16 protein-coding genes are annotated in these 17,724 nt (G+C 71.0%); 4 read left to right on the top strand and 12 right to left on the bottom strand.

Going from position 1 to position 17,724, the window contains the following annotated elements; translation table 11 throughout:
- Positions 1–13: 13 nt before the first annotated feature.
- From BN1193_RS11650 to BN1193_RS11685, 8 genes are all read right to left on the bottom strand, one after another.
- Positions 14–1,660, bottom strand: a complete 1,647-nt coding sequence (locus BN1193_RS11650) for a dipeptide ABC transporter ATP-binding protein (protein WP_040166544.1) — start codon at positions 1,658–1,660, stop codon at positions 14–16.
- Entirely contained in the window at positions 1,657–2,547 is an 891-nt protein-coding gene (locus BN1193_RS11655) for an ABC transporter permease (protein ID WP_040166546.1), read from the bottom strand. The genes BN1193_RS11650 and BN1193_RS11655 overlap by 4 nt, the downstream gene beginning before the upstream one ends.
- Positions 2,544–3,518 carry an ABC transporter permease gene (locus BN1193_RS11660; protein ID WP_040166547.1) on the bottom strand — a complete coding sequence of 325 codons (975 nt, stop codon included), beginning with the start codon at positions 3,516–3,518 and terminating at the stop codon, positions 2,544–2,546. Before BN1193_RS11660 ends, BN1193_RS11655 begins: the two co-directional genes overlap by 4 nt.
- Positions 3,519–3,522: 4 nt before the next feature.
- On the bottom strand, positions 3,523–5,163 hold the full coding sequence (locus BN1193_RS11665) for a TIGR04028 family ABC transporter substrate-binding protein (RefSeq protein ID WP_040166548.1): 1,641 nt from the start codon (positions 5,161–5,163) through the stop codon (positions 3,523–3,525).
- Between the two features lie 277 nt (positions 5,164–5,440).
- Positions 5,441–6,295, bottom strand: coding sequence for a sulfurtransferase (locus tag BN1193_RS11670; RefSeq protein ID WP_040166550.1), 855 nt, complete (start codon positions 6,293–6,295; stop codon positions 5,441–5,443).
- 117 nt (positions 6,296–6,412) lie between these two features.
- On the bottom strand, positions 6,413–7,213 hold the full coding sequence (locus tag BN1193_RS11675; RefSeq protein WP_094770461.1) for an SDR family NAD(P)-dependent oxidoreductase: 801 nt from the start codon (positions 7,211–7,213) through the stop codon (positions 6,413–6,415).
- Between the two features lie 100 nt (positions 7,214–7,313).
- Complete coding sequence (locus BN1193_RS11680; RefSeq protein ID WP_040166551.1) at positions 7,314–8,771, bottom strand: aldehyde dehydrogenase family protein; 1,458 nt, start codon at positions 8,769–8,771, stop codon at positions 7,314–7,316.
- A gap of 105 nt (positions 8,772–8,876) precedes the next feature.
- Positions 8,877–10,265, bottom strand: coding sequence for an NtaA/DmoA family FMN-dependent monooxygenase (locus tag BN1193_RS11685; RefSeq protein WP_040166552.1), 1,389 nt, complete (start codon positions 10,263–10,265; stop codon positions 8,877–8,879).
- Positions 10,266–10,520: 255 nt separating this feature from the next.
- On the opposite strand from BN1193_RS11685, the gene BN1193_RS11690 reads away from it, so the two are divergent.
- Together BN1193_RS11690 and BN1193_RS11695 are read left to right on the top strand one after the other, a co-directional pair.
- Positions 10,521–10,952, top strand: a complete 432-nt coding sequence (locus BN1193_RS11690; protein WP_040166553.1) for an NUDIX domain-containing protein — start codon at positions 10,521–10,523, stop codon at positions 10,950–10,952.
- A gap of 33 nt (positions 10,953–10,985) precedes the next feature.
- On the top strand, positions 10,986–12,125 hold the full coding sequence (locus BN1193_RS11695) for a YihY/virulence factor BrkB family protein (protein WP_052460694.1): 1,140 nt from the start codon (positions 10,986–10,988) through the stop codon (positions 12,123–12,125).
- A 4-nt stretch (positions 12,126–12,129) separates the two neighbouring features.
- Here the strand turns inward: BN1193_RS11695 and BN1193_RS11700 are convergent, their stop codons facing one another.
- Complete coding sequence (locus tag BN1193_RS11700; RefSeq protein WP_052460695.1) at positions 12,130–13,251, bottom strand: DNA glycosylase AlkZ-like family protein; 1,122 nt, start codon at positions 13,249–13,251, stop codon at positions 12,130–12,132.
- A 91-nt stretch (positions 13,252–13,342) separates the two neighbouring features.
- Between BN1193_RS11700 and BN1193_RS11705 the strand changes: the two genes are divergently transcribed.
- The gene (locus tag BN1193_RS11705; protein ID WP_052460696.1) at positions 13,343–14,539 is read left to right on the top strand and encodes a YihY/virulence factor BrkB family protein; all 1,197 of its coding nucleotides are present in this window, start codon (positions 13,343–13,345) and stop codon (positions 14,537–14,539) included.
- A gap of 90 nt (positions 14,540–14,629) precedes the next feature.
- The gene (locus BN1193_RS11710; RefSeq protein ID WP_040166554.1) at positions 14,630–15,472 is read left to right on the top strand and encodes an exodeoxyribonuclease III; all 843 of its coding nucleotides are present in this window, start codon (positions 14,630–14,632) and stop codon (positions 15,470–15,472) included.
- Here the strand turns inward: BN1193_RS11710 and BN1193_RS11715 are convergent.
- Genes BN1193_RS11715 through BN1193_RS11725 form a run of 3 tightly spaced genes read right to left on the bottom strand, consistent with a single transcriptional unit; the run spans position 15,457 to position 17,686 of the window.
- Positions 15,457–15,957, bottom strand: a complete 501-nt coding sequence (locus BN1193_RS11715; protein WP_040166555.1) for a YcxB family protein — start codon at positions 15,955–15,957, stop codon at positions 15,457–15,459. The genes BN1193_RS11710 and BN1193_RS11715 overlap by 16 nt on opposite strands.
- Before the next feature lie 60 nt (positions 15,958–16,017).
- A complete protein-coding gene (locus BN1193_RS11720; protein WP_040166556.1) occupies positions 16,018–17,322 on the bottom strand; it encodes a GNAT family N-acetyltransferase in 1,305 nt (434 codons plus the stop codon).
- A 31-nt stretch (positions 17,323–17,353) separates the two neighbouring features.
- On the bottom strand, positions 17,354–17,686 hold the full coding sequence (locus BN1193_RS11725; RefSeq protein ID WP_040166557.1) for a hypothetical protein: 333 nt from the start codon (positions 17,684–17,686) through the stop codon (positions 17,354–17,356).
- Between the last annotated feature and the right edge of the window lie 38 nt (positions 17,687–17,724).

A 17,724-nucleotide genomic window follows, 5' to 3' on the forward strand; every position in this document is an offset into this window, starting at 1 on the left:
GGTGTCGAGAGCGTCATGCGATCGCCTCGGACCGGTTCGGCACGGCGGCGAGCAGCTCGCGCGTGTAATCGTCCTGCGGGGCGGTGAAGATCTCCCGGGTGTCACCGCTCTCCACGATCCGGCCGCGACGCATCACCGAGACGGTGTGGCTGAGCCGGCGCACCACGGCGAGGTCGTGCGAGATGAACAGGTAGGTCAGCCCCAGCTCGCGCTGCAGTTCGTCGAGGAGGTCGAGGATTCGGGCCTGCACGGTGACATCGAGCGCGGACACGGCTTCATCGAGCACGACCACGGACGGATCCGCGGCGAGGGCTCGGGCGATCGCGACGCGCTGACGCTGACCGCCGCTGAGCTCACGCGGTGAGCGCGTGGCCACGTCGGCGGGCAGGGCCACGCGGTCCAGGAGCTCCGCGACCCGCTCGCGGCGCGAGGTCCGATCGCCGATGCGGAAGTTCACCAGCGGTTCACCGATGATCGCCGCGATGCTCTGGCGCGGGTCCAGCGAGGAGAACGGGTTCTGGTAGACCAGCTGCACGGTCCGGCGCAGATCCTGGACGGCCCGGCCGCGCAGCGCGGTGACGTTCGTGCCGTCGATGCGGACCGTTCCGGCATCCGCGTCCACGAACCGCGTCACGATCCGAGCGGTCGTGGTCTTGCCGGACCCGGACTCCCCCACGATCGCGTGCGTCGTGCCGCGGCGGATCCGGAACGAGACGTCATCGACGGCCAGGAACGGGTTCCGTCCGGCGGCGGCGAAGCGCTTGGTCAGCCCCTCGGCCTCGACGGCGTACGGGTTCTCGGCGGCGACGGCGGCCGCGTCGCGGAGGTACAGCGGGGCCGGTGGCGTCCGCGGCTCCACGGTCGCGAACGCCGGAGCATCCGCGAGCAGGCGACGCGTGTACGGCTCGGTGGGTGCGGCCAGCAGCTCGCCGGTCGGCGCGTTCTCCACGACGGCCCCGTCCTGCAGCACCACGATCCGGTCGGACCGATCCGCCGCGACGCCGAGGTCGTGCGTGACCAGCAGCAGGGCGGTGCCCTCCTGCCGGCGGAGGTCATCCAGCAGGTCCAGGATGCGCCGCTGCACGGTCGCATCAAGCGCGCTCGTCGGCTCGTCGGCGATGATCAGACGGGGCCGCAACGCGATCGCGATCGCGATCAGCACGCGCTGGCGCATGCCACCGGAGAGCTCGTGCGGGTACTGGGATGCGCGCAGCTCGGGGTCATCCAACCCGACGCGCTCGAGCAGCTCGAGGACGCGAGCGCGCCGAGTGGATCGGTCGCGCTCGCCGTGGAGCTTCAGGATCTCCTCGACCTGCACGCCGACGCGGCGCACCGGATCCAGCGAGGACACCGGGTCCTGCGGCACCAGGCCGACCGCGACCCCGCGCACCGTGCGCAGACGAGCGTCGGACCAGTCGGCGATGTCCACGCCGCCCAAACGGATCGCGCCGCCCTCGATCCGTCCGCCGGTCGGCAGCAGCCCGAGCACGGCGTGCGCGGTGGTGGACTTGCCGGAGCCGGACTCGCCCACGAGGGCCACCGACTCGCCCGGCGCGATGGTCAGATCCACGCCGTGGACGACCTCACGCTGACCGTCCCGCGTGCGGTACGAAACCCGGAGCCCGGAGATGTCCAGGACAGGAGTCTGTTGATCGCTCATCGTTCACTCCGTCCGATGGCCTGACTGATGCGGTTGGCGGCGAGCACCACGACCAGGACCACGAGTCCCGGGAAGGCGGTCAGCCACCAGGCGGTCGCCACGTAGTTGCGGCCCTCTGCGATGAGCAGGCCCCATTCCGGCGTGGGCGGCGGGGCGCCGTACCCGAGGAAGCCGAGCGTCGAGATCGCCAGGATCGCGGTGCCGAACTGCAGGGCCGCGAGGCCCAGGACCGCGGTCAGCGAGTTCGGCAGCACGTGCCGACGCAGCACCGTGAGGAATGACCCGCCGGAGCCGAACGCGGCCTCGACGTAGTCCGTCCGGCGCACCCGGACGACCTCGCTGCGCGAGAGACGGGCGAAGGAGGCGATGGACCCGATTCCCACGGCGATGGCCGCGTTCACGGTGCCGAAACCGAGCAGGATGATGATCGACAGCGACAGCAGCAGCCCCGGGATCGCGAGCAGCACGTCCACGATCCGCATGAACACGTCGTCCACGATGCCGCCGATGGACCCGGCGAGCACGCCGATCAGCGTGCCGACCACGAGGCCCACGGTGACGGCGATCAGGGCACCGGAGAGCGAGTGGACGGCGCCGTGCACGACGCGGGCGTACAGGTCCCGGCCGATCGCGTCGGTTCCGAACCAGTGCGCGGCACTCGGCGGCAGCAGCTTGTCCGCGGGAACACCGTCGACGGGGTCATAACCGGTGAACAGGCTCGGCACGATGACCCAGGTCAAGGCGACCACCAGCACGATGATCGCGACGACGAGACCCGGTACGGGAACCCGGCGACGGCGACGGCGCGTCTCCGGCACCGGCGTGGTCGTCGGTGTCGCAGTGGCGCGGGCGGTTTCGACCTCGCGCTCGATCACGGGCGCACTCACGCCGTCACCCCCACCGCACGCGGAGCGGACCGGCGCACGCGGGCGACACCGGTGCGCAACCGCGGATCCAGGACGGCGGCGAGCACGTCGACCAGCAGGCTGACGATCACGAAGGTCAGCGCGGCCAGCACCACGACGCCCTGGAGCACCGGGATGTCCTGGTTGGCGACGGCCTGCTCGGTGATGCGACCGATGCCGGCGCGGCCGAAGACCGTCTCGGTCACGACGGCGCCACCGATCAGCTCACCGACGAGGACACCGGCGATCGTCAGCGTCGGCAGCAGTGCGTTGCGGGCCACCGAGCGGACCAGCACCCACCGCGGCGAGGCGCCCTTGGCACGCACCACCGTCACGAACGGCTGCAGTGAGACCGCGTCGATGCTGCGCAGCAGCGTCTGCGCCAGCGGTGCCGCGATCGGAACGGCCAGGGTGATCACCGGCAGGATCAGGGATGTCACCGGGTCGGCGCCGACGACGGGTACCCAGCCGAGCCCGAAGGAGAACACCTGGATCAGGAGGATGCCGAACCAGAACACCGGAATGGACACCAGCACCGCCGGTACCGAGTGCAGCAGGCGCCGCAACCAGGCGAACGGCCCGAGGTTCGCGGCCGCGGCGATGAGCACGGCCAGGATCGATGCGGTGACGAAACCGAGCCCGGCCAGCAGTGCGGTCTGCGGCAACGCCTCGCCGATCAGGCTCAGCACCGCGGTGCCGTACTGCGACGAGTAGCCGAAGTCGCCCCGTGTGAAACCGGCGAGCGTGTGAAGATACTGCTGCCACCAGGGCAGATCCGCACCGTAGCTGGCCCGGATGGAGGCGATCTGTTCGGGGCTGAGCCCCAGTTCCGGGTTCTGGAACTTGATCAGGATCGCGTCCCCCGGCAGCAGCTGCAGCAGGATGAAGGTCGCGGTGAAGGCGACGATCAGGACGATGACGGCCTGTCCGGCGCGCCGGAGAAGGAAGCGCATCCGGTCACCGCTTCGCGAGCCACACGTCCGCGAACAGCGGGCGACCGACGGACTCGAACTCGATGCCGTGCACCCAGGTGTTCGCGCCGTAGACCTGCGGCTCCTCGAACAGCGGGATCACGTACGCCTGCTTCGCCAGGTAGTCCTGGACGGCGGCGGAGTCCTCGAGGCGCTTCGCGGCGTCCGGCTCGCTGCTGACGGCGGTCAGCAGCTCGTCGAGCTTCGGGTCATCGCTGAGCAGCGTGTTGCGGTTCTTGGAGAAGTACTGGCTCTTGATCACATCCGGGTCCGCACGGCCGACCATCGAGTGGTACAGCGGCGTCTTCAGCGGGTCCAGGATGTCCTGCGCGTAGCTGCCGGCGTCGGCGGATTTGACGTTCAGCTCCACGCCGATCTTCTTCAGCTGCTGGGCGACGAGTTCCAGCGTCTGCTTGGACAGCGGCTGCGGCTTGGCCTCGTAGACCGTGAGCGAGAGGCGCTGCCCGTCCTTGGCGCGGATACCGTCGGACCCGGTTGTCCAGCCTGCCTCGTCGAGGAGCTTCTCGGCCTTCTTCGGGTCGTACGCGTAGTACTTCGATTCGTCCTTGTAGCCCAGGGCGGACGAGCTCAGGGCCGAGGTCGCGACCGGGTAGTTCTTCGTGAAGATCGTGTCGACGACCTCCTGCGCGTTCACGCCGGCGACCAGCGCCTGGCGGACACGAAGATCGCTCAGCAGCGGGTTCGTGAAGCGCAGGCTCAGGCTGTTGTTCACGCCGCGGGTCTGCGGGGCGAACAGCTGCACTCCGGCGGCCTCCACGCGGGCTTCATCGAAGGCCTGCACATACCGGACGTAGTCCGCCTGGCCGGACAGGAGCGAACCGATGCGCACGCTGTCCTCGGGCGTGATGAGAAGCTTCACGGCGTCAACGTAGGGCCGGCCCTGGTGCTTCCGGCTCGGGGGCGCCCAGTCGTAATCCTTCCGGGCGGCGAGCGTGAGCCCTTGCCCGACCTTCTCGTCGGTGATCGTGAAGGGTCCGGAACCAATGATCTCGGCACCGTTGCCGGCGCCGAAGTCCTCCAGAGATCGATCCAGCGTGGCCGGCGAGAGCAGTCCCGAGGTGATCGTCGAGGTCGCCTGCAGGAAGCCGGGGCTCGGGTGGCTGAAGTGGAACTTCACGGTGTCCGCGTCCACCACCTCGCTGGAGGCGTAGTTGTTGACGGCTTCCGAGACCGTCAGGCCCTTCTTCGGGTCACCCTTGCCGAAGACGTCGAAGTTCTTCGCCACGGCGGCCGCATCCAGCGGCGTGCCATCAGAGAACGTCACACCGGGGCGGAGGTCGAAGGTGTACTCGGTCGCATCGGCGTTCACCTTCCAGTCGGTCGCGATCCACGGCTCGATCTCGAGCGTCTTCGGGTCCTGCCAGGTGAGGCGGTCGGTGATGTTGTTCACCAGCGCACCGTTCGGGTAGAAGCCGGCCTGCGGCGGGTACAGGTTCGTGTACGGCTGGTACTCGAGGTAGGTCAGGGTGCCGCCGGTCACCGGTTCACCGGCGTCTGCGCCGGCACCGGCGGTCGCCGCTCCCGCTCCCGCCGCACAGCCCGACATCATGACGGCGGACACGGCGACGAGGGCGACGGCTGCGGCACGAGCGGAAAAGCGGGGCATGGGGACTCCTGTGGTTTTGATCCGCATCGTCCGACGCGGTGCCCCCACGTTTTCAGCCCCGATGCATCCCCGTCGCCCTCGCGTGTCACCGCGCTTCACGCACCGTCACACACCGTCACACGCCTTCACGCCGTGTCATGTGCGCTGCGTCGGTGTCCCCGGGAGAGACACCCGGACGAAACGCGGCGACCGACGCGCCGGCGTCCGCCACGGACTTCACCGCGTTCGGACGCGGCGCACGCGGTGCGCGCGACGGCCGAGGGGCGCACCACCCGGGTCAGATCGGGAGGAGGTCCTGTGCCGGGGCGGAGCCGACGGCGGCGACGCGGCCGCGAGCGCGGGACCACTGACTCCAGCTCCCCGGGTACAGCGCGACGTCGAGCCCGGCGAGCTCGGCCGCGAGCACGGTGTGAGACGCGGCGATGCCGGAACCGCAGTAGGCGGCGACCGGGGTCGTCCCGTCCGCGCCGACGGCGGCGAACAGCAGCCGCAGGCGCTCCGGATCCAGGAACCGACCCGCGGACAGGTGTGCGGTCGTCGGCAGGTTGCGGGCGCCGGGGATGTGCCCGGCGACGGGGTTGAGCGGGTCCGCGTCACCGCGGAAGCGCTCCGGAGCGCGGGCGTCGATCAGCACGCCCGACGTCGACCACGTCGCGGCCTCATCGATGTCGATGGTGCCGGTGAGCTCGGCGAGCTCGATGTCACCGGGCGTCGGCAGCACGTCGCCCGTGGGCAGCGGGAACCCCGCCGCGATCCAGGCGCGCAGTCCCCCGTCCAGCACGCGAACGTCTGCGACTCCGGAACGGGTCAGCAGGAGCCACGCCCGCGCCGCTGCGACGGACTGGACGTCGTCGTAGATGACGACCGGCTCGCCCGTGCGCAGGCCCCACCGTCGCGCCGACGCCTGCAACGCCTCGCGAGACGGCACGGGATGTCGGCCGCGTTTCGGGTCGTCGCGATCAGCCAGTTCGCGGTCCAGGTCCACGTACACCGCGCCGGGCAGGTGGCCGTCCAGATACGCCGGACGTCCCTCCGGCTGGTCCAGCCGCCACCGCACGTCGAGGAGGTGAACGGGGGTGTCCCCCCGCAGCAGATCGGCGAGTTCAACGACGTCGATGAGGGGGCGGGGCATGGCCCCATGCTCTGTCGCTCCAGCCCGCGCGACCTACGCCGGATGTCACACGGGGTCACGCGGCGTCACGGTGTTTCAGGGGACACGGTGTTTCAGGGGACACGGTGTTTCAGGATCTCAGGACCGCGACACCGCTTTCGCCACCACCCGCCGCAGCACGGGCCGCACGATCGGGTCGAGCACGCCCGGCACGAGCAGCATCATGCGCGTCATCGCGTCCACCGTGATGGTGGCCGACCCCCTCTCGACCCCGCGGATCACGGCCGCCGCAACCTTCTCGGGCGTCATCGGCGCGATGCCGGCCGACACCGCCGCCGTCTCCGGCGGCTTGCGCAGGTTCTCCGCCGCGAACCCGGGCGTCTCGGTATCCGGCGGGTACAGCACACCGATCCGGACCCCGGACGGCTCCACCTCATACCGCAGTGCCGATACGAGTGACGCGACCGCCGCCTTCGCGGCGCCGTACGCGGTGTACCCCGGAACACCGAGCACCGCCGCGGTCGAACTCGTCACCACCACCCGCCCGCGGCGACGTTCGACCATGCCGGGGAGCACCGCGCGCAGTACGTGCACGGTGCCGAGGTGGTTCAGCCGCATCTGCGCCTCGAATTCGCCGGGGTCGACCTCCAGGAACCGTCCCGGCAGGGCGGTGCCCGCGCAGTGCACGAGGACATCGATCGGACCGTTGGTCTCCTCTGCCGTCCGGATCGCCGCGGCCACCGATGCCGGGTCCGTCACGTCACCCGGGGCCGCGAGCGCGTGGATGCGGTCCGCGGTGGCGGCCAGGACGTCCGGCCTCCTCGCGAGGACGGTCACCCGCGCGCCCCGTTCCCGAGCGGCGGCTGCGACAGCAGCGCCGATGCCCTCCGATCCGCCCGTGACCAGCACGTGCGCTCCGGGCCAGGGGAATCGCGTCATCCCGCCATGATGGACTCACGAAGGGCGCCGAACAAGGCAGCGCGCGACGTGGAATGTCGAACCGCCCGCCCCAGCGCAGGCCGAGGCGGGCGGATTCACGTCAGAACGGGTACGGCTCCGGTTCGCTCTGCATCGTGATCCACTGCGTCTCGGTGAAGGTGTCCAGGCTCGCCGCCGGACCACCGAAGCGGCCACCGACGCCGGACGCCTTGACGCCGCCGAACGGAATGACGGCCTCATCGTCGACGGTCGCGTCGTTGATGTGGATCGCGCCGGACTCGATGCGTCCGGCGAGCTCGTAACCGCGGTACGGATTGGCGGTGATGATCGAGACGGACAGCCCGTACTCGCTCGCGTTGATCATCTCGATCGCCTCGTCCAGGTCGTCGTAGACGATCACCGGCGCGACCGGACCGAAGATCTCGTCCGCCCACGCGGAGCTCTCCGGCGACAGGTCGGTGATCACGGTCGGCCGGTAGAACAGTCCGTCGTACTCGCCGCCGGCCGCGATCCGCGCACCACTCTCGCGCGCGGCCTCGACGATGCCGTGCACCCGGTCGCGCTGGCGCTCGTCGATCAGCGGACCGAGCGGGGCACCCTGCTCGGGGTCGCCCACCGGAATGTGCGAGGCCTTCTCGGCCAGCGCGGCCACGTACGCCTCGGCGAGCGAGCGCGGCACGAGGTGGCGTCCGGTGGTCATGCAGATCTGGCCCTGGTGCAGGAACGAGCCCCAGGCGCCCACGGTGGCCGCCGCCGCCGGATCGGCGTCCTCGAGGACGAGCATGGCGTTGTTGCCGCCGAGCTCCAGGTGCACGCGCTTGAGCAGCGGGGCGGCGGACTCGGCGATCTTGCGGCCGGCGGCCGTGGACCCCGTGAACGAGATGCACGGGATCTGCGGATGCGTGACCAGTGCGGCACCGAGCTCGGCGCCGCCGGGCAGCACGTGCAGGACGCCGGCCGGCAGCCCCGCCTCCTCGAACAGCGCCGCGAGCGCCATGCCGCCGGCGATGGACGTGCGCGGGTCGGGCTTCAGGATGACGGCGTTGCCGAGCGCGAGTGCCGGGGCGACCGAGCGCATCGACAGGATCGCCGGGAAGTTGAACGGCGAGATGACCCCGACGATGCCGAGCGGCACGCGGCGGGCGATCGAGGTGCGGTCCTTGACCGAACGCAGCAGCTCCCCGTACGGGTGCGCGGCGACCGCCGCGGCCTCCTGCAGCTCGCTGATGACCAGGCCGGCCTCGAAGGCGGCCTTGCCTCCGCCCGAGCCGGACTCGGCGACGATCACGTCGGTCAGGCGCGCGGTGTCGGCCTCCAGCAGCTGCGCCGCCTTGAGCATCACCGCGGCACGTGCCGCGTACGGCGCGGCCGCCCACGCCTTCTGCGCCGCGGCGGCCGAGGTCACCGCGGCGTCGAGGTCGGCGACGGACGCCGATCCCACCGTGCCGAGACTGCGGCCGGAACCGGGCGCGATCACGTCGATCGTGCCGTCGCCTCCGGCCGTCCAGCCGTCCGAGAAGATCTTGCCGTCCCACACCGGGGTCGCCGTCGATGCCATGCTCGCCACTCCTTGTCGTCAGCGTGTCTGTCGTCTGCGTCCAGTCTGCCCGTCCACGGGTGCGGACAGCGCCGAGATTCCACTGGATGCGACGATGCCGGAACGTCAGACGAGCGCGGGTGCGGCGTGCAGCAACCGCGGCGCCGGCAGACTCAGACGCTCCCGCAGCGTGGCGCCGGAACGACCGAGCAGTCCACGACGACGGAGTTCGGGCACCGCGAGGGTGGTGAAGGCCTCGAACTGCGCGGGCTGGAAGGCGGACAGCACATTGAACCCGTCCGTGGCCGCGGCGTCGCGCCAGGCCTCGGCGTGGTCGGCGAACGTGGCGGCGTCGCCGACGACGACGTTCGCCGGAACCGTGTGCGCCGCCACGAGGTGCCGCCAGCGCACGGGCTCCCGGCCGGATGCGGTCCGCCCGGTCCAGCGCGCGACGACGGACACCGCCGCAATGCCGGCGGAATCCAGCCGCTCCAGCGTCGCCGGGCCCACCGCGTCATCCAGTGCTGCCGCCCGCGTGGAATCGTCCGGCGCGAAGCCCGCCGCGTCCAGCAACGCCGCCAGCGAGCGCGCCGCCGGATAGCCCGGCCGCTCGCGGTGCCCGGACCCGATCGGCACCAGTTCCAGCAACCGAGTGAGGATCACGCGCGCGTCCGCGACGGTCTCGGCCACCACCGGCAGCACCGGGACGATGACTTTCAGGTCATCGGCCCCGCGCCCGGCGGCGACGGCGGACCGACGCAGGTCGGCGCGCTCCCGGACGGCGAGTTCGAGGGTGGGCGTCGCGATGAGAGCGAGGTCCGCCTCGGCCGCCGCGAGCGCGCGTGAGCGCTCCGACGTCCCGGCGTGCACGATCGGCGGATGGACCTGCGGCGGCCGCGCGACGTTCAGCGGACCGTCGACGCGGAGGTGCTCGCCCGCGAACGACGCCGCACGCAGCTGCGCCGCATCGATCAGCACCCCCGCCTCCGGGTCGGCGATCCAGGCGTCCTCGCCCCACGACTCCCACAGCAACCGCAGCGCCCGGACGAACTCCTCGGCCCGTCCGTAGCGACCGATGTTGTCCGCGTGCGCGTCGCGGCCGTGGTTTCCGGCCGCACGAGGCTCAGCCCCGGTGACGAGGTTCACGCCCGCGCGCCCGCCGGTGAGCAGATCGAGGGACGCCGTCGCGCGGGCCGTGGCGTACGGGTCAGCGTAGGTCGAGTTCACCGTCGCGATCAGTCCGATGCGCTCGGTGATTCCGGCCAGGAACAGGCTCGCGCTGACCGGGTCGATGCGCGCCAGGAGGTAGGGGTCGCGGAACTCCAGGTCCGGTCCGGTCGCCAGCCAGTCGCCGAAGAAGAGATAGTCCAGGTCCGCGGCCTCGGCCGCCAGGGCGACCCGCCGCAGCACGGCGGCGTCGCCGGCCGGGTCCCGGTGCGCGCCGGGGTGGCGCCAGCCGCTCGGGTACGCACCGAGCGTTCGCACCATCGCGCCGAAGATCAGGGGTTCGGTCATGGGACACCTCCGGGTCGGGGACTGCGTCGATGTTCTCCCCCTCGTGGTGCTGACCGCCGCCGCGACGCCTCCGCACGCAACAGTGCGACCCGCGCCGACACGTCCCGTCACACGGCGTCATCGCGTCGCTCCCACCCGCGACAGTTCCGCGCGCTCGAACCTGCCGCGTTCGAGAGCGACCTCGGAGATGCTCTCGCTCGCGGCAGATCCGGGCCCGCAAAAGTGCCGGAGCTGGGAGCGACTTAGTGTGGGGGGATGAGCCACATCCGCCCCATCGCCGTCGGCCTCCCCGTCCGCGAAGACCGTGTCCTCGCTCTCGAGGGCTATGACCGCGTCCGCGACCTGCGCTTCCTCCGCGCCATCGGTGGCGGCATCGAGTTCGGCGAGACCGCGGACGAGGCGGTCCGACGAGAGTTCACGGAAGAGCTCGGCGTCGAACTGACCGGGACGACGCAGCTGTCCGTGGCGGAGAACATCTTCACGTACGAAGGCGTGGACGGGCACGAGATCGCCTTCATCTTCACGGTGGACTCATCCGAGATCGACGCGATTCCCCTCGATGCGGAGCTCGAAGTGCTGGACGAGGGCAGCCCGATCCGGTGGTTCCCCATCGCGGAGATCCGTTCCGGGGCACTCCCGCTGTTCCCCACCGGTGCGGCTGAGGTGCTGGAGCGACTGACCCCCTGACCACGGCGCGTCACCCTGGCTAGGGTGAAGGCCATGGCCGAGCAGAAGCAGGATGAACGCCCGGACGAGAACGACGAAGAGTCCGACGGCCCCCTCGCGGCGGTGATGGAGAAGGCCCAGCAGGTCCAGCAGTGGTTCCCGGTGCGAGTCTTCCAGCGCTTCAACCTGCGCAACGGCAACACCCTCGCGGCGGGTGCGAGCTACCAGGCGCTGTTCGCGATCTTCGCCGCCGTCTATGTCGCCTTCGCGATGGTCGGGATCTGGCTCGGCGGCAACGAGCAGGCCGTCGACGGGATGATCAAGCTCATCAACGGCTACCTTCCCGGCATCATCGAATCCGGAGGCGCGATCGATCCGGACACGCTCCACGACGTCGCGCAGAAGAGCGTCGCCACCCTCGGCATCACCGGGGTGATCGCCATTCTGGCCGTGTTCTGGACCTCCGTCGGCTGGATCGGCTCGATGCGCGTCACGATCCGCGACATCTTCGGGCTCGGTCCGGAGATCGGCAACGTCGTCTGGCAGAAGGTGCGCGACCTGATCGCCGCGATCGGGTTCGCCGTGCTGCTGCTGATCGGTGCCCTGCTGGGCGCGGTCGGCTCTGCCGCTCTGGGGTGGGTGTTCGATCTGATCGGCTGGAGCGAGTCCGGCTGGCTCGTCGTCCTGACCCGCATCGTCACGATCGTGGTGACGTTCGCCGTGGACGCCGTCACACTGCTGCTGCTGTTCCGCTTCCTGACCGGCACGAACCTGGGCTGGCGCGACGTGCTGCCGGGCGCGATGATCGGGGGCGCCGCCATCACCGTCCTGCAGTTGGCGTTCGGGTTCCTGGTCGGCAAGACCGGAAGCAACCCTCTGCTGGCCACCTTCGCCGTGCTGATCGGCCTGTTGCTGTGGATTCGTTTCGTGATGATGGCGATCCTGCTTTCGGCGTCATGGGTGGCGGAATCCGCCGAGGACCACGACATCGAGCTGGAGTCCGTGGATCCGGACGAGCAGGCTCGTCACGATGCGGACGTCCTGGTGGAGGCCGCCGAACTCGAGGTGCAGCATGCCGAGACCGCGCTCGCCGGCGCCGGGTTCTGGACGCGTGGGCGCGCTCGCCGGGCGTACGCGCACGCCGAGAACGTTCGGGATCAGCGCGTCCGCGAGCGCGAGGCGCTGGACGCGTAGCGCGTCACCCGGCGGCCGGCCGGACCTCGATCGCGCAGTCCGCTTCCCGACCCAGAACGCCCGCCACGCGGCTCGCCTCCGACCTCAGCGCTTCGTGCGGCGCAGCGCCGGCCTCCGCGAACCAGGACACCGCGACCGTCGCATCGGTGAGCCGCCAGGTGCCGCAGACCGCTCCCCCACGCAGGACCGGGCGCTCGCCGCGCGACAGGAGAGCCCGTCGAGCGGGCGCCACGATCGCGGGATCCGCCGTGCCCGGCCCGAGGACCCACGGATCGTACGCGGGCAGCAGCCGCACCACGTCGGAGGGCTCCGCCGACGCGAGGTCGTCGAGGTCCACGGTTCGCGCGTACGCCGGGTCGCCCGCGAGGTGCACCGCCGTGACGCCCGCTCCGATCAGTCGGTCCAGCCATCCCCGGAGAAGGCGGCGCGGAACGCCCAGACCCTCCACGAACCAGTACTCGAGGTTCGCGTCCGTCGCCGGTCCGTACGCGGCGAGGTAGCGCAGGATGGCCGCACGCGCGTCCTCGCCCGCGGCGGGCAGGCCCGGCCACCGCGGATCGTCCTGGAGCCGGCGGAACGTCGTCTGCTGCCCCCGTGGCGGGCCGAAGCAGATGTCTCCCCACCAGTGCAGCGGCTTGTACAGCGCGTCCGCACCGGCGCCGGTCGCCGCTGCGGCGAGGTGGGCCAACGACGCGCTGCCCGCCAGAGCCGCGGAGATCTCGTCACGCGTCTTCGGCCCGTCCGACAGCACGTCCCGCAGGGCGTCCCGCAGCGGCTGCCAGTCGTCGAGGTGGAAACCACCCTGTCGCTGCCAGCGCTCGCTCTCCCAGATCCGGGAGACGGAGCGCATCACGAGCATCGCCGACGCGTCCGCGTGCGTGAAAACGTACGAGCCCCCACGGAACGCGTAGCTGCGGATGAGGTCTCCGGCATCCAGAGCGCGGCTGACCGCCCGCGGGTCGGCGTCAACCTGGCGCAGCGCCACGGACAGATCGGCCCCGGCGATCGGCCAGCCCCTCACGGCCGCGAGCCGGTGGACGATCGTTGCCGCGTCGAGTCCGTCCACGGGGTCCAGCGCGTGCTGACGCAGACGCCAGCCGAGTGCCACCGCGCGGTCGACGATCATGGGCCCAGCATACGAACGGGCGCCGACATCCCGACCCCGACCCCGATCCGACGGCACAGCACCCGGGCTCGACCCGATCCCGACACAGGGCGTGACGGCGGGGCCGGAGTCGGCTTCGCCGCCCAGCGGACTGCTCGCCCGCGCCGGCGAGGTGTCACAGCGGGTGCTCGACGCCTTCCCGCTCCGGGTCTGGCAGCGATTCCAGCGACGCAACGGGCTGCTGCTCGCGTCCGGGACCTCCGACCAGGCCGTGTTCGCCGTCTTCGCCGCCCTCTATGTCGCCTTCGCCGTGATCGGCATCTGGCTCGGCGCCAGCCGCACCGCGATCGACGGCCTCATCGACATGGTCAACGGCTTCGCGCCCGGCCTCATCCAGGTCTCGGACCACTCTCCCGGAATCGTGCCCGCGCAGTCGATCCGCGACATCACGACCGACTCCACCACGGCGCTGAGCATCACCGGTGTCCTGGCCATGCTCGCCTTCATCTGGACCACGGTCGGCTGGATCACGTTCCTGCGCAGCTCCGTCCGCGACATCTTCGGCCTGCAGCCGGTGGACGCGAACTTCGCCCTGGTGAAGTTCTGGGACTTCGTCGCCGCCGTGGGCTTCGCCATTCTGCTCGGAGTCGGCGGCCTGCTCACCACGGTCGGCACGTCCGCGCTCGGTCTCGTCTTCACCTGGGTCGACCTGCCGGACACCTCCGTGTGGTTCGACATCGCGACCCGCGGACTGTCGTTCCTCGTCGCCTTCGTCGTCGACGTCATCCTGCTCGTCAGCCTGTACCGATTCCTCGCCGGCACCGACCTCAGCCTGCGTCGCGTGCTGCCGGGTTCCCTCGTCGGCGCGCTCGGGCTCATCGTCCTGCAGATCTCCGCCGGCTGGCTGATCGGACGGGCGCCCGGCAACCCTCTGGTCACGACCTTCGCGGTGCTGCTGGGATTGCTGCTGTGGTTCCGGCTGGCGATGATCGTCATCCTCGTCGCGGCCGCGTGGATCGCGGAGTCCGCCGCGACCGCTGACATCGAGATCGTCCGTCGCGACGAGTACGCCCACCGGGTGGAGGAGGCGCAGATGCTCGTGGACGCGGCGAAGCTGCGACTGCGCGAAGCCCGCATCGAACGCGGCAGCGCGACCTATTGGAAGCGCGGACGGTCCATTCGCTCCGTCACCCGAGCGCGGGAAGAACTCGCCGATGCACAGCAGCGACTCAACGTCGCGGAGATCGAACTCGCCGAGTCACGCCGCGACCGCGCTCGTTGGCGCCGCCGCCGGGAGTCCGGCGCCTGAGAGGGCACCGGCGACACGGACCGTCGAGCCCCCCTCTGAGGTGGACGGCCCCGGAGCAGCGGTGTCGGCAGCGCTGGTTAGGCTGGAGCAATGGCACGACTGCGCATCTCCTCCGTCAACGTCAACGGCATCCGGGCGGCGGTGCGCAACGGCATGCACGACTGGTTGGACACCGCGGACGTCGACGTCCTCACGATGCAGGAGGTCCGCGCACCGCGCGCGGAGCTGGAGAAGGCGCTGCCGGGCTGGGAGATCCTCGATCACGAGGCCACCGCGAAGGGACGAGCCGGTGTGGCGATCGCCAGCCGGGTTCCGGCCACCGCATCGCGCATCGACTTCGCGGGCGACCTGGACACGAACGGCCGCTGGATCGAGGCGGACTTCACCGTCGGCGGCGAGAGCGTCACCGTCGTGTCCGCGTACGTCTTCACGGGTGAGGCCGAGACGCCCGCCAAGCAGGACCCGAAGTGGGCGATGCTCGACGCCATGCAGGCGCGTCTGCCGGAGCTGTCCGCGAACGAGGGCCTGGCCCTTGTCACCGGAGACCTGAACGTCGGCCACCGCGAGCTCGACATCCGCAACTGGAAGGGCAACGTGAAGAAGTCCGGCTTCCTCCCCCGCGAGCGCGCCTACTTCGACCGTTTCCTCGGGTCCGCCGGCGAGCCCGTGACGGGTGTCGACGGATCCGTCGGCACCGGACTCGGCTGGGTCGACGTCGGCCGCGCCCATCACGGCGAGGTGGACGGACCGTACACGTGGTGGTCCAGCCGCGGCAAGGCGTTCGACAACGACACCGGCTGGCGCATCGACTACCACCTCGCGTCCCCCGTGCTCGGCGCACGCGCGTCCGGGTACACGATCGGTCGCGCCGCGAGCTGGGACACCCGCTGGAGCGACCACGCCCCGGTCACCGTGGACTACGAAGTCGGCTGACCCGAACCGGAGAGGATCCGCTGCACGAGTTGGACCTCGTCCTCGCTGAGGGCCCGCCGCGGCACCAGGAGCGTCGAGTACGGAGGCCTCTGCCGGAGTGCCAGGGTGCCGGGCAGCAGCGTCACGCGGGTGAACAGCCGCCACTTCAGGTGCTGCTCCCCGCCGGTGCCGGCCACGTACAGGTGCTCCTCGTCGGCGCTGGCGTGGAATGTCGATCCCACCGGACCGGCATCCTCGGTGGTGCGACGAATGCCCCGCCGAAGACTCTGCGGCAGCACGACGAGCAGGAGGGCCGCGGCGACTGCCGCGATGATCGCGAACGTCGGGCGTTCCGGGTTCAGCAGCAGGATGAACACGGCGACGATCAGGACCAGACCGAGGAGCAACATCAACAGCAGCCCTGGCCCACGCGTGAGCGCGTAGCGGAGTCCGTCCCGCACGAGTGCGTCGGCATCCTGCTGCGTCATCGTGATCGGTTGCCCCATACCGGCGACTCTAGGGCACCGCGCGCTCTCGCTCGACGGGACGACGGTCGCTCGCCCGGGTCAGAACGTGTAGGAGTTGCGCGGGGCGCGGACGTCGTCGAACAGTGCGGACGCGAGGTCCAGGTCATCGATGCGGGCGCGCCCCGTGGACGCGAGATTCCGGACCCGGACGGTGCCGAGGTAGAGCGTCGCGAGGGTCTCCGCGTCCAGCTCGATGACCGTGTCCGCGTCCTCCGGCAGGAGCACCGCCGTGGTCTCGCCGTCGACGCGGGAGATCTCCCACGCACCCGCCGCGAAGCCCTCCCGGTCGTGCACCCGGACGGTGATGGACCCCTCCGCCCGCAGCCCGCGGGCGGCGAATGCGGTCGGCAGGTCCAGCACCCGCAACCACAGGTGGTCGTGTCGGGAGGTGAAGGCGACATCGCGCGCGTCCACGAGCGCCGAGGGCAGCATGAAGTCGATCGGGGCCTCCTCCCACACGAGTTCCTCGATGAGGTCGGTCGCGCCGAGGGCGTCCCAGAGCGCGATCTCGGCGATCGGGGTGGCCGCCCCCAGGTCGACGATCCGCAGTGACCGTCCGTCCGCGACCGAGATCGCGTACCCCACCGCGGCGCCGTCCGCGTCCACGACGGCGAGCGGACGCCACGTCTTCTCGTCGCCGGCGAGCGCCCACGGGTTGGCGTCGCCGTGCGTGCGGCGACGATACGCGTGCGTGTGTCCGATCTGCCCCGGCGTCTCGCGCTGGAAGGCGTCATACGCCTCCCGGTACAGCTCCGGGAAGGCGTCCCACGACGGCACGAACACCGTCAGCCCGGACGAATCGACGGTCTCACGCACGCGCTCGCGCAACCGCAGGCCGTGGAAGACCTGCACCGTCGCCGAAACGGAGTAGGCCGACGCGCCGAACCCGAACCGTCCGTAGATGCCGCCCTCGGACGCCGTGAGCGCCGCCAGCGGTGCACCCGACTCCGCCGCCCGGGTCAGGCCGTCCCGCATCATCCGGGACAGGATGCCGCGGCGCCGATGGGTCGAGCGCACGGTCACCTCGGTGATCATGCGTGCCGGGACGACCACGCCCTCGCGCACGCACACCGACCCGGTGAAGTCGCCGAAGGTCGCCACCGGACGATCGGCCGCGAGCGCCCGCGGGTCCTGCGCGTCGTCGAAGACGGTCGTGAGCGTGGCGTTCTCCGCGCGGAATCGATCCAGCTGCGCGATGACGAGCTCGTCCGGTCGCTCCTTCTCGAGGAAGCCGTAGTCGATGGCGCGAACGAACTGCGCGCCGCGCGGGTCGGAGGTTCCGGGATCGCCTTCGACCGTGAAGTGCTCGTACCGGAGGTTCTGCGCGCGCTCGGTCTTGCTCATGCCCCCACGCTAGCCCGCGGAGGGCGCCGCGTCAGCGGAACTGCGCGACGACGAACGCCAGCGCGGGCACGAACGTGAACAGGAGCGTGATGACGCCGATCGTGAGCCCGAGCAGCGAGACCCACCCCGGGAAGGTTCCACCGGACCGCGCGATCCGCAGGCCGTGCGCGCGAGCCCGGATCGCCGCGACGATCGCGACGATCGCGAGAACCACGGCGACGGGATACGTCCACAGCCCGAGCGGCCCGATGCCGAAGTTGAAGCCGAGCGCCAGCAGTCCGCCCAGCAGACCGGCCACGAGGGCGGTCCAGGACGCGGCGCGCAGGCGTACGCGGTCAAGGGAACTCTGCGCGGGGCTGGTCATGCGCCGATCCTATGCCCGGCGGGTTCGGTCCTCGGCCC

Origin of the sequence: Microbacterium gorillae, assembly GCF_000826185.2 — a bacterium.
Taxonomy (GTDB): Bacteria; Actinomycetota; Actinomycetes; order Actinomycetales; family Microbacteriaceae; genus Microbacterium; species Microbacterium gorillae.

Coding starts and splice junctions, on each gene's coding strand:
- BN1193_RS11700 (WP_052460695.1), bottom strand. CDS start 13,251: ATGATCGTCGACCGCGCGGTGGCACTCGGCTGGCGTCTGCGTCAGCAC.
- BN1193_RS11720 (WP_040166556.1), bottom strand. CDS start 17,322: ATGAGCAAGACCGAGCGCGCGCAGAACCTCCGGTACGAGCACTTCACG.
- BN1193_RS11710 (WP_040166554.1), top strand. CDS start 14,630: ATGGCACGACTGCGCATCTCCTCCGTCAACGTCAACGGCATCCGGGCG.
- BN1193_RS11650 (WP_040166544.1), bottom strand. CDS start 1,660: ATGAGCGATCAACAGACTCCTGTCCTGGACATCTCCGGGCTCCGGGTT.
- BN1193_RS11685 (WP_040166552.1), bottom strand. CDS start 10,265: ATGACCGAACCCCTGATCTTCGGCGCGATGGTGCGAACGCTCGGTGCG.
- BN1193_RS11670 (WP_040166550.1), bottom strand. CDS start 6,295: ATGCCCCGCCCCCTCATCGACGTCGTTGAACTCGCCGATCTGCTGCGG.
- BN1193_RS11725 (WP_040166557.1), bottom strand. CDS start 17,686: ATGACCAGCCCCGCGCAGAGTTCCCTTGACCGCGTACGCCTGCGCGCC.
- BN1193_RS11695 (WP_052460694.1), top strand. CDS start 10,986: ATGGCCGAGCAGAAGCAGGATGAACGCCCGGACGAGAACGACGAAGAG.
- BN1193_RS11680 (WP_040166551.1), bottom strand. CDS start 8,771: ATGGCATCGACGGCGACCCCGGTGTGGGACGGCAAGATCTTCTCGGAC.
- BN1193_RS11660 (WP_040166547.1), bottom strand. CDS start 3,518: ATGCGCTTCCTTCTCCGGCGCGCCGGACAGGCCGTCATCGTCCTGATC.
- BN1193_RS11675 (WP_094770461.1), bottom strand. CDS start 7,213: ATGACGCGATTCCCCTGGCCCGGAGCGCACGTGCTGGTCACGGGCGGA.
- BN1193_RS11690 (WP_040166553.1), top strand. CDS start 10,521: ATGAGCCACATCCGCCCCATCGCCGTCGGCCTCCCCGTCCGCGAAGAC.
- BN1193_RS11715 (WP_040166555.1), bottom strand. CDS start 15,957: ATGGGGCAACCGATCACGATGACGCAGCAGGATGCCGACGCACTCGTG.
- BN1193_RS11665 (WP_040166548.1), bottom strand. CDS start 5,163: ATGCCCCGCTTTTCCGCTCGTGCCGCAGCCGTCGCCCTCGTCGCCGTG.